Below are 233 nucleotides of genomic sequence, written 5' to 3' on the forward strand. Positions count from 1 at the left end.
ACACAAGCGCTTATTGGAAGGACAAATATGCGGGCGGCATCCGGCTTCCGTAAAGAAAGACGTCAGAGAGTGTCTCTGACGTCTTTTTCTTTTACCGTTTCGGCGCTCTGTATCCGGCCGCTACCGCATCCTCTACAGAACAGAACATTTCCGCGGGATCTGTCGTCCGGTCGTAGTATGTACTTCCCGGCGTGTGATAAATGCCGTTCCGGCTGCCTTTAATGTCGCATCCC

1 protein-coding gene is annotated in these 233 nt (G+C 52.8%); it reads right to left on the reverse strand.

The window, feature by feature from the left end; all coding sequences use genetic code 11:
- Positions 1 to 91: 91 nt before the first annotated feature.
- A partial coding sequence (locus tag SB658_RS27815; protein WP_486308236.1) for a sunset domain-containing protein occupies positions 92 to 233 on the reverse strand: 142 nt, incomplete at its 5' end.

It is taken from the genome of Bacillus sp. SIMBA_008 (genome assembly GCF_046535495.1).
GTDB lineage: Bacteria > Bacillota > Bacilli > Bacillales > Bacillaceae > Bacillus > Bacillus subtilis.